The following is a 13,908-nucleotide window of genomic DNA, read 5'->3' on the forward strand; positions in this document are numbered from 1 at the left end:
GGTTGAAATTACGAAAGCGATAACATTTATAGTTTAGCGCTTACATCTAGTAGGTTAAATTACCAATGTCGTGATGTTCGCTAATAGTTTGACAACCAAACAAACTATACAACCATGATACTTGTATATTCGAAATAATTCAACCATGTCTCCTTAGGAGATAATGATGAAAATTTATTCCTAGCAGGAGATATCTGCGTGCGTCTTTTTAATGGATTGGTTAGACAAAAAAAGACTTGGATATTCCAAGTCTTTAATTATTCAATCTAATTTTCTTAGGCTGCGCTTTCTTTCCTCTTACTCTTTTGCTTCACCTGCCCCTTCAAAGAAAAATAACTGCCAATCCGCATGATCTTCTCAAACGGTCCCGTTCTAAAGCATTTCATGTAAAGCTGGCTGAAAACAATTTGCAAAACGAAAATAACGAAGGCTAACAGAATGCCCAGGAAAACTCCCATCTTCGCAAAGAGCCCTAGTCCATATCCATAAAAAATAGCTGTACAGATAATACTTTGTGTTAGGTAATTTGTAAGAGATAATTGCCCGACTTTTTCAAAGGAGGACAGGAATTTCCCTGCTTCCTTTGTATAAAGAATCGCAAAGCCGAAAATATAACCAAGCGCTAAGAAGATTGCCCCGATACTGTAAGCACCTTCCGTCCAACTAGGATCATGGATAATATAATGGGAGCTCTTGAGCAATAAACCTGTTATTCCAAACCCCATTGCACCTCGAATATACCATTTTCTCTCCTGTTTTGGATTCGTAAACCAATTGCGCTTTGCGGCGTACATTCCAAGTAACGTAAGTGGCGCAATTAAAAGGGGAGTGAGAACAAGCATTAGCACATAAAAGAATTCCGGTAAATCAAAAGGCAATTCTCCGCTTTGTCGAAATGCGAGTGCATCGGCATAACGATCGCTTGAATAAACCTCCGTTTCCTCCAGGATATAAGATTCCATGAGTTGTATGTCTTTTTCCGTTTGTTCAATCTCACCGAATCCCATGAGAGAGGTTAAGACGAATAGCACAATCGCCCAAACGAGCAAGGTTTTCTTTTTCCGATTTATAAAAAGTAGCATTAAAAAGCCGATCAAACTATACGCCAGCAGGATATCTCCTTCCCAAATGAAAATGGAATGGAACAGCCCAAACGCAAAGAATAGGAGAAACCGTCGTACGAGATGTCTTTTTACTTTTAACTGATTTCTTTCTAGCTTTTCTTTTAGCTTAATCAAGGAATAGCCAAATAAAAACATGAAAATAGGCAGGAAGCTTCCTTCTATAAAAATCTTTGTCCACACATAGGCTACCGTATCGGGTGAAGATAGTTGAAAATGCTCAGGACTATCCTTGCCAAATATCCCATATTGGAAAATCAGCATATTCGCGATCAGAATTCCGAGTAAACTAAAACCTCTTAATCCATCAATTGTACTTATTCTTCGTTTCATGCACGTACTTCCTCTCTGTTCGTTATACATTTAAGGTATCAGTCTTAAATATCCCGTAATTGAACAGAATCTTAACAATTTATAACGTATTCCTTAATATTGTTCAACTAATCGTAAACTTTCCGTGGTAGAATGTCGTTGAGGTGGAAAATATGGGAAATGAGACACATATTTTAATTGTGGATGATGAAAAAGCCATCGTAAAAATGTTGGAGTTAATGTTAAGAAAAGAAGGATTTGAACATATATATACCGCTTTTACAGGAAAGGAAGCATTATCCTTTGTTGCGGAGCATCCTATTGACATTATTATTTTGGACGTGATGCTTCCAGATGGCAGTGGATTTGATCTCAGTCCAAAAATGAGAGAGCTAACGAGCGCGTATATTCTCTTTCTGACGGCACGAGTTTCTGACTTGGATGTCCTTACCGGTTTTGCAACGGGTGGAGACGACTATGTAACAAAGCCATTTAATCCATTGGAGGTAGCAGCAAGAATCAAGGCGCATCTTAGAAGAACTGAATCTCATCCAAAGGCAGAAAAAAATACAATGCCAACCAAGCGGTATGATTTTGGTCGCTTTGTACTGGATGAACAAGCAGGGGAGCTAATCGTGAATGAAAAAGTTGTGTCCTGCCCGACACAGGTATATTTGCTATTACTTTACCTTTGTAAACATCCGAATCGAGTTTTTTCAAAGTCAGCACTACTCGATGCAGTATGGGGGTTCGACCACTATGTCGATGAAAATACAGTGTCTGTACATATTAGAAGAATCAGAGAGAGAATTGAAGAAAATCCAAGTAAGCCAACCTATTTAACAACGGTTCGAGGATTAGGATACAAGCTAGTGAAGGAACATGTTAGATGAAAAAGCTTAGAAGACGTCTGTTTATGCATTTTTCCATTCAATTTATTTCGATTGCCATTTTAATGGTAATTGTTGTTGCAATTACATTAGTACTTACCATTGGATTGATGACAGAGGATCAAGCTGGACATAATTATTATTATACAATGCTTGAAGAAATTTCCATGCTGGATGCTGGTGAATCATTTCGAGACTTGGAAATGCGTGAGGGGTGGAGTGAAGGGCTTGATGAAGATATTTGGGTGCAGATCATTAATAAACAAGGCGACGTAATTGATGCTGGAAATGTACCGAATGATTTCCCGGATCATTATAGTATGCATGATTTACTGCTCATGAAAGAAAACGAATCCTATAAGGGGTATGAGCTAACCTTTTATTTGGAGACGTTTTATGAGACGGATTATTTATTTGTTTTGGGGCATGAACCGGAATCAGGCATCTCACTGGATGAACTTGTTGAGACATATAACGATAATGGGACGATCGCCAAGCAGGACACTGCTGCAGTAAATGAAAAGTTATTAGAGGTCGAAGGAACCCTTGAGATTTATGGGAGTAATGGGGAACAGAGAATATCGCTTGGGGAAGCAGAACGTGAAGAGGAATTACCGTTAGATGCTTTTAAACGAGGTATATCTCCAGATATGTATTCGACCAAGCAGCAGACATATCGTGATACCGAGACAGGTGATTTATGGGTTCTGTATACACCAAATGTGCATAAAGGAGAAATCAATCTAAAAACGTATCAAGCAACATTAATCGGTCTGCTTATTACGGCAGCAATTGTACTGCTTATTACAATTGTAATTTCCATTTGGAATGGTTTCAGATATGGGAATCCATTATTGGTTTTTGCGAACTGGCTAGGCAGAATGGGAAATGGCCAATATGATGAGGTTTTAACAGAGCGTGAGAAGAAGCATATTTTTAGGAAAAATGGAAAGATCAAGTGGCGTTACAGGTTGTATCGAGAAGTCTTCTATGCCTTTTATGATATGGCACAAAAGCTTGATGCTTCGAAAAAAGAACGCGAGCAATTGGAAAAGACGAGAGAGGAATGGATGGCAGGCATTTCCCATGACCTGCGTACCCCACTTACGACAATGGAAGGATATGGGAGATTATTAGAAAGTGGAGAATACGAGTGGTCCCAGCAAGAGCTAAAGGATATTGGAAAAACAATCTATGAAAAAAGTGATTATATGGTAAAGCTGATTGAAGACTTTACCCTTAGCTTCCAACTGAAGAATAATGCTGCACTTGTTTCACTCCAAACGGTGGAGATTAATTCGTTTTTGGAGAAGGTAATAAGAAAATTTACCAATGACATCACGTTCCAGGAATATTCCATTTCGTTTAAGCCATTGAAATCGAATCGAGTTGTACAAATGAATGAACGATTGTTTGAGCGAATGATCGATAACTTAATTTATAATGCGATGAAGCATAACCCGCCAGGAACCTCCGTCGTAATTCGCGTAGATGAAACAGCAAATAATCAAGAGCTTAAAATTAGGGTGATTGATAATGGTCTAGGTATGGATGAGGAGACGAAGGAGAATTTATTTAGTCGGTACTATCGTGGAACGAATACAGAAGAGAGTATGGAAGGTACTGGTCTTGGTATGAGCATTGCATTGCAAATTGCAAAGCTGCATCAAGGTTCAATCCTTGTGGAATCTGAAGAAAATACAGGAACTATTGTAACGGTGGTATTTTCCCAGGTAGAAGTACCAGACAAGAGGGCAGTTTCATAGTAAAAAAGAAAGCGAGGGGAGAAGATTGAAGGAGATTGGAAAACATATCATAAAGCGGGTAAGGAAAGGAAATGTTAAAGCGTTTGAAAAGCTTGTTCAGCACTACCAGCAATCGGTTTATAATCTCTGTATCTTGTTGATGGGCAACGAGGAGAAAGCGGAAGAGATTGCCAATGAGACATTTCTGTACGTTTATGCTCACATGGATGATTATTTTACTGAGGATAAAAAATTTTCAATATGGTTATATCAATCAATGGTTTGTCTAACACAAGAACAATTTATGGAAGGCTTTAGTATGGGCGAAGTGAATTCTGCTAAAGGTATTCTCCCCTTACTGCAGCACGTTCCTTTTAACAAACGGGTGGCTGTCATTCTAGAGACTTGGTATCACTTATCTGACCAGGAGATTAGTGAAGTTCTCCATACTACTAAATCCGAAGTGCGTACCTCTATTTATCAGGCGAGAGAGAAGCTGAGCGAAGCATTAAAGAGTATGGATTCTACTGAAAAAGAGAACGTATTATTTCGTATTGGGTAGAGATTGTTGAAGTTAAAGTGTGAAGTTTTCGAGAAAAAGGCTCGTAACCCTAGCTAAATGAGGGGTACGGCCTTTTGTACGTTTTGCCTGTTAAATAAATTGAATTCCTTAAATAAAGTAAAACCCAAATCCCATAATCACATACGCTGCAAGTAAAGCAAGTCCATCAAACCAATTGGAATCCCCGTCATTGGATAACGTAATCATTAATAACACAGCTGTCACCATACTGATTAATTCCGGCCATGTGAAAACGAGTGGCATGGGCGTCGGAAAGAACAGGGATAGCAAAACAAGAATCGGCAAAACAAACATGGCGACTTGGAGGGTGGAGCCAACGGCAATTTCGACCGCAACATCCATTTTATTTTTATACGCCATGATAATTGCTGAGGCATGCTCTGCAGCATTTCCAACAATCGCGACAATAATAATCCCAATAAATAATTCGGACCAGCCAAATGTCGCTCCGACGATATCAAATGTGGACACTAAATGTTCCGAAACATAAGCAACGGCAACAGTTGCAAGTGCCAGAATTACGATTGCTTTTGTTTTCCCCCATTCTGGTTCTTCCTCATGAACGACTTCACTTTGTGTTTCATCTGCTTGGTAAACCCCGCGGTGGGTGACAAATTTAAATAACAATGCCGCCAAATAGAGGACGATTAAAATAATGGAAATCCCAACACTTAAAACCATTGTGTCTTGCTCATTCATCGTATGTGTAAACACCTCAGGAATTACAAAGGCGACAATGACGGCAAAGATTAACAGCCCTGCATTATGACGTGCTTCGTAGATATTAAAGGATTGCCGTTTATATTTCAGACCACCAACAAAGAAAGATAGCCCACCGACAAGCAGTAAGTTACCTAATACAGAGCCTGTTAACGAAGCGAGCACAATTCCAATAAGCCCGGCTTTTAATGCGAAAATAGAAATAATAAGTTCAACTGCATTTCCAAAGGTTGCATTTAGCAGACCACCAGCTCTTGGCCCTAAAACAATTGCCAGGCTCTCGGTGGCACGGCCGATAAAGCCAGCTAAGGCAACAATTGTCAAACAATAAATGATAAACATCATGATGGCAGACCAATGAAAGATCGAGCCAATGATAGAAAGTGGTATTCCAAGGACAACGAAAATCGCAAATAATTTATTTATGTTGAAGACCTCCGTTTCTTTATTTAGATAATTATAGATTACCCGTATTTATTGGAATTTATTTCTGAAAAGGTTTTAGGGAAAACGGAGATAGTGTATGGCTTTGAATGATAATGAATAAGGGGGATAAGGAGGATGATATTTATAGCAAGAAGAAGAGAGAACCCAAATGGATTTTAATACCTTAGCTTAGGACTAGTGACAGTGTTTGACCTGTTTTTACGCTATAGGGAATCTGATATATTACAGCTTTTACAATATCAACCATCGGGCTTTCTTGGTAAAATACTGGCACTATCTACAAAGAATAAATATCCTCTAGAATTGATCTGACTGTAGCGAGCTCAAGTCTAGCGCTTGTTGAATCTTCTTCCAGAACTGCAGCGATTAGAATGTTGATGCTTATATGCAGTTCCTCATACTCACCTTCATCACCTAGCAGCTGTATTTTCCATCTATTTTTTTTGTACATCTTTTTTAACTCATCTGTTTGGACCGCAATCTTGTCCCAATTTGATTGGTCTATTTCCTGTTCAATCTGATCAATGTGGTTAAAGAAATAATCTCCTCCGACTTGATTGGTGCAGCCAGCTAGCAGAATAGCTAAAGATGCTAATAGGATTTTTATCTTTTTCATACCTAATTGCCCCTCCGTATTTGATGAATGGTTATACATAGATTGCCCATAATACGAATATATATTTGAATTTTAGAAAGGCGGGAGATTGGATCATGCCTGAGGTCGTCTTGATTCTTATTCGGTCAATAGTTGCTTTCTTTTTATTATTACTAATGACTAGGGTTATGGGAAAGAAGCAAATTTCACAGCTTACTTTTTTTGATTATTGTGTTGGAATAACGATTGGTTCAATAGCTGCAACCCTGTCAATTGATCAAAACGTTAAAATTGTGAACGGACTAGTGTCCTTAACGATTTGGGGGTTATTTCCAATTATTTTAGCCTATGTTGGTATGAAATCAATAATCTTTTCTAATATTACAGACGGTAAAGCAACTATTTTAATACAGAACGGGGAGATATTGCATAAGAATTTAAAAAAGAATTTGCTAACAGTCAATGAATTATTATTGCTATTAAGAGAAAAAGGCACTTTTAAAGTATCAGATGTAGAGATGGCAGTTTTTGAAACAAATGGTCAGCTAAGTGTATTGTTGAAAACAAACCAACAGCCAGTTACACCCCAAATACTAGGAATTCCACTGGAAAAGGAGCATGGTCCCACCATCTTGATAATGGATGGAAAGATATTAAAAAAGAGCTTGGAGAATCTTGGCTATTCAAAGGAATGGTTAGAAGGAGAAGTACAGAAGCAAGGAGCCAAAAGTATTAAGGATGTCTTTTTAGCTCAAATAGATTCGCGGGGCAATATGTATGTGGATTTATATGAGGATCAATATAGAAGACCTGTTGTAGAAGAGAGGCCGCTTGTGGCTGCAACGCTCAAAAAGATCCAGGCAGATTTGGAGAGCTTTTCTCTGGAAACAGATAATCCTGAAGCGAAGAAGCTATACGCTCAACAGGCATCAGAGCTAAAAAAAACCTTGGATACGATTTTGCCTTATTTGAAGTAGGAGGGACTGTTTATAGAAGGCAGGTGCACGATACATAGCGGGACTAGTACTGGTTTCTCCGTTCTATATACTGTTGGCGTATAAGTCTTTAGCTGTGATAAATTCTAGGATGTTTTTAATAATGTCAGAATACGGTAAAATTATCTAAAAGGCAAAAGGGGAGGGAAACTACTTGAATCAAAAAGACTGGAATATTCTATCGATGATCAAAACGGAGGGGAATATTTCAAACGCCGCAAAGAAATTATTTATGACTCAGCCAGCAGTAACAGTAAGAATTAAAAAAATGGAAAAGGAATTAAACGTCAATATTATCTACCGAATGAATCGCGGGGCGCAGTTAACACCGCAGGGAGAGTATCTAGCAGAGCAAGGAATCGAATACTTGAAACAAGTAGAAGAAGTGAAGAACGTTTTATCGAGTATGCGGGAACCAATTGTTGGTACGTTAAAGCTTGGTGTTGCAAATTTTATGACAAGGTATAAGCTTCCAGAACTCTTACAGCAATTCAAGGAAAAGCATCCACTTGTCCAATTTAATGTCACGAGTGGGTTTAGTCGCGATGTCTTCAAAATGATGCAGGAAGGAGATGTCCATATTAGTTTTGTCAGAGGGGATTATGCGTGGAAGGGGATCAAACATTTACTATTTGAGGAACCAGTATGTATCGCATCGATGGATGAAATTCGTTTAGAAGATCTCCCAAACCTGCCTCGGATTGAATATAAAACCGATTATAAGCTAAAAGAATTGATTGATACGTGGTGGATGGAAAATTATACGGCAGGAGCCCATATTCATATGGTTGTTGGACAAACCGATATATGCAGAGAAATGCTGAAGCAAGGGTTGGGATACGCTATTTTGCCAAAGCTGGTAGTGCAGGATATTCCTGATCTTTATAAAGTAGACTTGATTGATAAAAATGATGCCCCGATTGGTCGCTCTTCTTGGATGCTTTACAAAGAGGAGTCGTTTGAATTGAATATCGTAAGGGCGTTTGTGGAGTTTATCAATGAAGTAGATTTTCAGGAATCGATTTAAATCTCTTTTTGGATCGAATCTGCTGCATTGTATTTATACGTATTCGTGTTATGCCTTTTCTTTATGCATATTTATAAAAAATCGATACTTCATTTATGATTACGTTTACATTAAACTAATGATAATCAAATGAAAGAAATCATAAAGGGGTATGTTCGATGAATAATCAGCAGCTTTCCAATACAAAAGATAGCTTTACGTTGAATGGAACTAGCTATTATTACTATGCATTACATAAGCTGGAAAAGGAAATCGGCCAGGATTTTTCCCAATTGCCTTATACGATTAAAGTTTTCTTGGAAGCAGCCCTGCGAAATATGGATGGTAAGAAAATAACGGAAGATCATGTGTACCATTTAGCAAACTGGGCTAGCGACAAAAGTTCAAAAAAGGAAATGCCATTCAAACCTTATCGAGTGTTATTGCACGACACTACAGGTATTCCTGTGATTGTGGATCTTGCTTTATTAAGAGATGCTGTTGCTGAATTAGGGGAAGATGTAAGCAAGGTTAACCCGAAGATTCCAGTAGATTTAGTTGTAGACCATTCTGTTATGGTTGATTTTGCAGGGTCTGAGAATGCGAGAAGGATGAATGAGAGGCGTGAGTTTGAAAGAAATAGAGAAAGATTTCAGTTTCTCAAATGGGCCCAGTCCAATTTTGATAAATTCCGTGTGTTTCCGCCTTCGTCAGGAATTATGCATCAGATCAACATGGAGTATTTGACTAAAGTTGCGGTTGTGGAAGAGATAGGTAACGAGATTCATATTTTTCCAGATTCACTTGTTGGTGCAGATTCCCATACAACGATGATTAACGGTCTTGGTATTGTTGGCTACGGGGTTGGGGGAATCGAGGCGGAAGCAGCGATGCTCGGTGATCCCCTGTACTTTATTAGTCCGGAAGTTATTGGTTTTAAGCTAACCGGCTCATTATCAGAGGGAACAACAGCGACAGATCTTGCTCTTACTGTAACGAATATGCTGCGGGAGAAAAATGTAATTGGAAAAATTGTAGAGTTTTATGGTGACGGTGTGAAATCACTGACGGTTTTTGATCGTTCAACGATTTCCAATATGGCGCCTGAATCTGGTGCAACAATGTCCTACTTCCCGGTTGATTATGAAACATTAGACTATTTACGAATGCTAGGGCGCAGTGAGGAAGATATACACCTCATTCAGACGTATTATCAAAAACAGCGGCTTTTTCGTGAGGAGCATGAAGCTTATCCTGCTTATTCCGATACGATTGAACTTGACCTTTCCTTGGTCGTTACATCTCTAGCTGGACCGAAGCGACCACAGGACCGAGTTGATTTATCCGAATTAAAACAACGATTTCGAGACAGTTTACGAAAACCAGTCACTGCCGGTGGATATGGGCTCATAGAGGATGAAGTAGCAAAGGAAGCTGCGATAGAGGACGAGGTAGTGAAGGCAGGGAGTGTTGTTATTGCGGCAATCACAAGCTGTACGAATACATCGAATCCGAATGTGATGATTGGAGCTGGATTAGTTGCCAAAAAGGCTATTGAAAGAAATCTGGTGAAACCAAGCTATGTGAAAGCATCCTTAACACCTGGCTCAAAGGTTGTTACCGAATATTTGGAAAAGTCTGGATTGCTTGCCTATCTAGAGCAACTAGGGTTTAACATTGCAGGCTATGGATGCGCGACATGTATTGGTAACTCTGGGGAATTATTCGATGCCGTTGATGAAGTGGTTAGCAACAATAATTTAACGGTCGCATCCGTATTGTCTGGCAACCGGAATTTTGAAGGAAGAATCCATCCGAAGGTAAAGGCAAATTATCTTGCATCGCCGCCATTAGTTGTTGCATATGCATTAGCAGGAACGGTCGATATTGAATTTGACGGCGAGCCACTAGGCTATGATACAAACAATAGCCCCGTGTATTTAAAGGATATCTGGCCAACATCAAAAGAGATTGAAGCAGTTCGTAAGGCGTCATTAGAATCCAGTATGTTTAAGAAAAATTACGATCAAATTTTCACGCGTAACGAGGATTGGAATGAATTGGAGATACCGAGTGGGCAAATCTACCAATGGGATCCAGAATCGACTTATATTAGAAAACCTCCATTTCTTAATCAGGCGGTCATTCAGAAGTCAAACCTGGATAGAACGAGAATTCTATTAATGCTTGGTGATTCCATAACAACGGATCACATCTCTCCTGCAGGCAGGATTAAAACGGATGGTCCAGCCGCAACATACTTAATGGAGCATGGGGTGACTCCTAGAAAATTTAATTCCTATCCATCAAGGCGCGGCAATTATGAAGTAATGCAGAGAGGAGCCTTTGCCAATGTAAGAATACGCAACCAGCTTTTACCCGATATGGAAGGTGGGTATACAACGTATTTTCCTACAAATGAGGTTATGACGGTTTATGAAGCTGCAAAACGTTATGAACAAGACGGTACGCCGCTTACAGTCGTTGCAGGAAAAGAATATGGAACAGGAAGTTCCAGAGACTGGGCTGCAAAGGGGGCATTGCTATTAGGGGTGAAAACGGTAATTGCAGAAAGCTTTGAGCGGATTCATCGGAGTAACCTACTTGGAATGGGTGTCCTGCCATTGCAATTTATGGAAGGAACCAATAAAGAAACATTACAGCTAATAGGCACGGAAACCTTTTATTTCGGTAACCAGCTGGAAGATTTATACCCAGGTAAAACCATTCAAGTAAAGGCAGTGCGCGAAACTGGTGAGTTGTTTTATTTCGACACCACCGCTCGCTTAGATAACCGCGTAGAAGTTGACTACTACAATAATGGTGGGATATTACCAAGCATTGTTCAGACGTATTCGGATAAATTAACGATCTGAATGAAAGTGAGGGATTTACCTTGGATGATATGGATTGGAAAATCATTAAAGGGTTATATCGACATAAAAATATCACACGAACAGCTGAGGAATTTTTTATATCCCAGCCTTCATTAACAAAGAAAATTAAGAAGATCGAGAAGGAGTTTACTATTACGATTTATAAAAGAAAAAGCAGAGGAATCGTATTTACAAAAGAGGGGGAGTATTTGGCGCAAAAGGCAATAGAGATAGATGCCAGATTAAATCGGATTAAAGAGAATACCGAAAAGATGAATGCACATATGAAAGGCAAATTAAATATTGGTGTCACAAATCATTTTGCTAAATATCACCTCCCATCCATTTTGCGCGACTTCCAATCGGCTTATCCGGAAGTGGAATTTAATATTCGAAGTGGCTGGGGGAAGGAGATCTCACATCTCATCAACACGGAGAACATTCATGTTGGATTTATTCGAGGAGATTATGAATGGGCAGGAAGTAAATATTTATTATTTAAAGATCCAATGTGTTTATTTTCAAGAAATGAGATTGATCTACATGCACTTCCTGATTACCCTAGAATTGATTATCAAACAGGTACAGTTGTCAATTCGCTGATTGAATCGTGGTGGAGTGACCATTATGAAATAGCCCCAACCATTGGCATGGTAGTGGACAGTGTGGAAGCATGTAAAGAAATGGTTATTAAAGGCTTGGGGTATGCGCTTTTACCTGCGTCGATGCTGGAAGGGAACACGGATATCTTTCGCGTTGATCTTTTTGATAGGCATCAAACTCAGGTGGATATTCATACATGGATGTATTATTCAGAAGCATTGTTAGATACAAAGATTGTTTCGGAGTTTGTTGATTTCGTAAAAAAACATAACAATAAAACGAGAGGGGTAGTAAGATGACAGTGAATTATGTAGAGGAGTTTGCTAAGCTTCCATCCACCTGTGTTTCGGATGGGTTAGCAGGACAAAATGCGATGGATTTTGCGATAAAACCATTAGCTCAACAATATAAGATTGCGGGTAGAGCACATACGGTAAAAATCCCAAAAGGACAGAACAAGGAATTCCTAAAGGCAATAAGAGAAGCGAATGCTGGGGATGTACTTGTCGTTGATGCTGAGGACGACACGTCAAAAGCAATTGCAGGGGATTTTATATTAGGAATGGCCAAAACATTAGGTATTAAAGGAGTGGTCACCAATGGGGTGGTTCGGGATGTGGAAGGAATTCTGGAGTTGGATTTTCCTGTGTTCTGCCGGGGAACAACAACCGTCGCTGGCAGTAAGTCGGATGCAGGGTATTCCAACATAGCAATCAGTTGTGGCGGTGTAGTTGTCAGACAAGGGGATATTATCGTAGGTGATCGTGACGGTGTTGTTGTCGTGCCAAAGGAAAGGGAGAACGAAGTATTGGAACAAGCACAAAAGAAGCTGAGAAAGGATGAGGAAAGAGAATTGAGAGTGGCAGGCGATATAGAGGCTATTTATAATCACATTGATGGGATTTTGGGAAAGTAGACCGAATTTTCATTCTATTAACAGTATAGTAGAAACGTATTTTTCGAAAACAAGGGAGGAATGTATCATGAAAAATTATGTGTGGTTACTTGTCGGGGTATCATTATTGTTGTTCATGGCAGCGTGTGGCAATAGTGATCAGGAAGTGAGCAGTGCAGAAAATGGAGAGTGGGAGCCACAGGAAGTTATTGAAATTGTCGCTCCAGCTGGGGCTGGCGGAGGTTATGACACAACGGCAAGAATGGCAGTACAAGCTTTTGCTGAAGAAGGGATTATCGAACAAAGCATGGGAGTTGTGAATAAAGTGGGCGGCGGTGGTGCTGTAGGCTGGGCTTATGTGGCAGATCAAGATGGCAGTCCATACCATATGTTTGTTACTTCTCCGCCATTTTTATTAGTGCCTTTAAATGGTCAATCTCAATATGGTTATGAGGAATTTACACCAATCGCCAATATCATTGCAGATTATCCCGCCTTTGCAGTAGCTGCTGATGCGAAATGGGATAATTTGAATGAATTATTCGACGATATGAAAGCGGATCCATCAAGTGTTACGGTAGTAGGAACCTCATCACCTGGGAGCATGGATCATATCGCATTTGCAATGGTCGCAAAAGCTGCAGGTGTTGATATAACAAAGATAAAATACGTTTCTGCTCAAGATAATGCTGGTTTAACACAGGTCTTAAATGGAAGTGCGGATGTTTTTTCAACAGGTGTTGCAGAAACGGTGGAACAGGTGAAAGCTGGGAATCTGAAAGTATTAGGCGTGACATCTGAAGAGAGGCTTGAAGGGGAGACGTTAGAGGATTTCCCTACAGTAGCTGAGCAAGATATCGATGCGTCAATTATTAACTGGCGTGGTTTCTTTGGACCACCAAATATGCCAAAGGAAGCACAGGAATATTATGAAGAGAAATTTAAGGAATTGAGCGAATCGGATGCATTTGCCGATATTCGAAACCGATTTGGTTGGGGAGAAATGTATATGGATAGTGAGGAAACGAAACAGTACTTGGATGAACAACATGCAGAATTTAAGGTGATTTTAGAAGAATTAGGACTCGCAAAGTAAATGGAAAAAATTCTAATTTAATCT

General features: G+C 39.5%; 12 protein-coding genes. 9 read left to right on the plus strand and 3 right to left on the minus strand.

The annotated features are described in order from the left end of the window. Window positions 1–275: 275 nt before the first annotated feature. On the minus strand, window positions 276–1,454 hold the full coding sequence (locus NYE61_RS14670) for a DUF418 domain-containing protein (RefSeq protein ID WP_303447047.1): 1,179 nt from the start codon (window positions 1,452–1,454) through the stop codon (window positions 276–278). Between the two features lie 152 nt (window positions 1,455–1,606). Here NYE61_RS14670 and NYE61_RS14675 point away from each other — a divergent pair, with 152 nt between their 5' ends. From NYE61_RS14675 to NYE61_RS14685, 3 genes are read left to right on the plus strand one after another with little or no spacing between them, the layout of a single operon-like run. Continuing rightward, window positions 1,607–2,326 (plus strand): response regulator transcription factor, encoded by a 720-nt coding sequence (locus NYE61_RS14675; RefSeq protein WP_251659905.1) that lies wholly within the window; start codon window positions 1,607–1,609, stop codon window positions 2,324–2,326. Further along, complete coding sequence (locus NYE61_RS14680) at window positions 2,323–4,089, plus strand: HAMP domain-containing sensor histidine kinase (protein WP_118888285.1); 1,767 nt, start codon at window positions 2,323–2,325, stop codon at window positions 4,087–4,089. The genes NYE61_RS14675 and NYE61_RS14680 overlap by 4 nt, the downstream gene beginning before the upstream one ends. A gap of 25 nt (window positions 4,090–4,114) precedes the next feature. After that, window positions 4,115–4,630 carry a sigma factor gene (locus tag NYE61_RS14685; RefSeq protein WP_303447044.1) on the plus strand — a complete coding sequence of 172 codons (516 nt, stop codon included), beginning with the start codon at window positions 4,115–4,117 and terminating at the stop codon, window positions 4,628–4,630. Window positions 4,631–4,738: 108 nt separating this feature from the next. Here the strand turns inward: NYE61_RS14685 and cax are convergent, their stop codons facing one another. Both cax and NYE61_RS14695 read right to left on the minus strand, forming a co-directional pair. Next, complete coding sequence (cax, locus tag NYE61_RS14690) at window positions 4,739–5,836, minus strand: calcium/proton exchanger (RefSeq protein ID WP_095310300.1); 1,098 nt, start codon at window positions 5,834–5,836, stop codon at window positions 4,739–4,741. Window positions 5,837–6,095: 259 nt separating this feature from the next. Continuing rightward, window positions 6,096–6,434: a DUF4363 family protein gene (locus tag NYE61_RS14695; protein WP_251659910.1), complete on the minus strand. Its 339-nt coding sequence runs from the start codon at window positions 6,432–6,434 to the stop codon at window positions 6,096–6,098. Window positions 6,435–6,529: 95 nt separating this feature from the next. Here NYE61_RS14695 and NYE61_RS14700 point away from each other — a divergent pair, with 95 nt between their 5' ends. The 6 genes from NYE61_RS14700 to NYE61_RS14725 all read left to right on the plus strand — a co-directional run bounded on the left by NYE61_RS14700 (window position 6,530) and on the right by NYE61_RS14725 (window position 13,884). Continuing rightward, the gene (locus NYE61_RS14700; RefSeq protein ID WP_095310304.1) at window positions 6,530–7,390 is read left to right on the plus strand and encodes a DUF421 domain-containing protein; all 861 of its coding nucleotides are present in this window, start codon (window positions 6,530–6,532) and stop codon (window positions 7,388–7,390) included. A gap of 172 nt (window positions 7,391–7,562) precedes the next feature. After that, complete coding sequence (locus NYE61_RS14705) at window positions 7,563–8,435, plus strand: LysR family transcriptional regulator (protein ID WP_303447042.1); 873 nt, start codon at window positions 7,563–7,565, stop codon at window positions 8,433–8,435. Between the two features lie 158 nt (window positions 8,436–8,593). Further along, window positions 8,594–11,290 (plus strand): aconitate hydratase AcnA, encoded by a 2,697-nt coding sequence (gene acnA, locus NYE61_RS14710; protein WP_339315850.1) that lies wholly within the window; start codon window positions 8,594–8,596, stop codon window positions 11,288–11,290. 29 nt (window positions 11,291–11,319) lie between these two features. Beyond that, window positions 11,320–12,192, plus strand: a complete 873-nt coding sequence (locus NYE61_RS14715; RefSeq protein WP_303447040.1) for a LysR family transcriptional regulator — start codon at window positions 11,320–11,322, stop codon at window positions 12,190–12,192. Further along, window positions 12,189–12,809 (plus strand): RraA family protein, encoded by a 621-nt coding sequence (locus NYE61_RS14720; protein ID WP_303447039.1) that lies wholly within the window; start codon window positions 12,189–12,191, stop codon window positions 12,807–12,809. Before NYE61_RS14715 ends, NYE61_RS14720 begins: the two co-directional genes overlap by 4 nt. A gap of 67 nt (window positions 12,810–12,876) precedes the next feature. Continuing rightward, window positions 12,877–13,884, plus strand: a complete 1,008-nt coding sequence (locus NYE61_RS14725) for a tripartite tricarboxylate transporter substrate-binding protein (protein ID WP_303447038.1) — start codon at window positions 12,877–12,879, stop codon at window positions 13,882–13,884. Window positions 13,885–13,908 lie beyond the last annotated feature (24 nt).

Origin of the sequence: Oceanobacillus sp. FSL W7-1304, from assembly GCF_037969805.1 — a bacterium.
Classification (GTDB): domain Bacteria; phylum Bacillota; class Bacilli; order Bacillales; family Amphibacillaceae; genus Oceanobacillus; species Oceanobacillus profundus.

Bases quoted from the DNA above. Each gene is read 5' to 3' on its own strand.
- NYE61_RS14670 (WP_303447047.1), bottom strand. From the start codon at position 1,454: ATGAAACGAAGAATAAGTACAATTGATGGATTAAGAGGTTTTAGTTTA.
- NYE61_RS14675 (WP_251659905.1), top strand. From the start codon at position 1,607: ATGGGAAATGAGACACATATTTTAATTGTGGATGATGAAAAAGCCATC.
- NYE61_RS14680 (WP_118888285.1), top strand. From the start codon at position 2,323: ATGAAAAAGCTTAGAAGACGTCTGTTTATGCATTTTTCCATTCAATTT.
- NYE61_RS14695 (WP_251659910.1), bottom strand. From the start codon at position 6,434: ATGAAAAAGATAAAAATCCTATTAGCATCTTTAGCTATTCTGCTAGCT.
- NYE61_RS14700 (WP_095310304.1), top strand. From the start codon at position 6,530: ATGCCTGAGGTCGTCTTGATTCTTATTCGGTCAATAGTTGCTTTCTTT.
- acnA (WP_339315850.1), top strand. From the start codon at position 8,594: ATGAATAATCAGCAGCTTTCCAATACAAAAGATAGCTTTACGTTGAAT.
- NYE61_RS14715 (WP_303447040.1), top strand. From the start codon at position 11,320: ATGGATTGGAAAATCATTAAAGGGTTATATCGACATAAAAATATCACA.
- NYE61_RS14720 (WP_303447039.1), top strand. From the start codon at position 12,189: ATGACAGTGAATTATGTAGAGGAGTTTGCTAAGCTTCCATCCACCTGT.
- NYE61_RS14725 (WP_303447038.1), top strand. From the start codon at position 12,877: ATGAAAAATTATGTGTGGTTACTTGTCGGGGTATCATTATTGTTGTTC.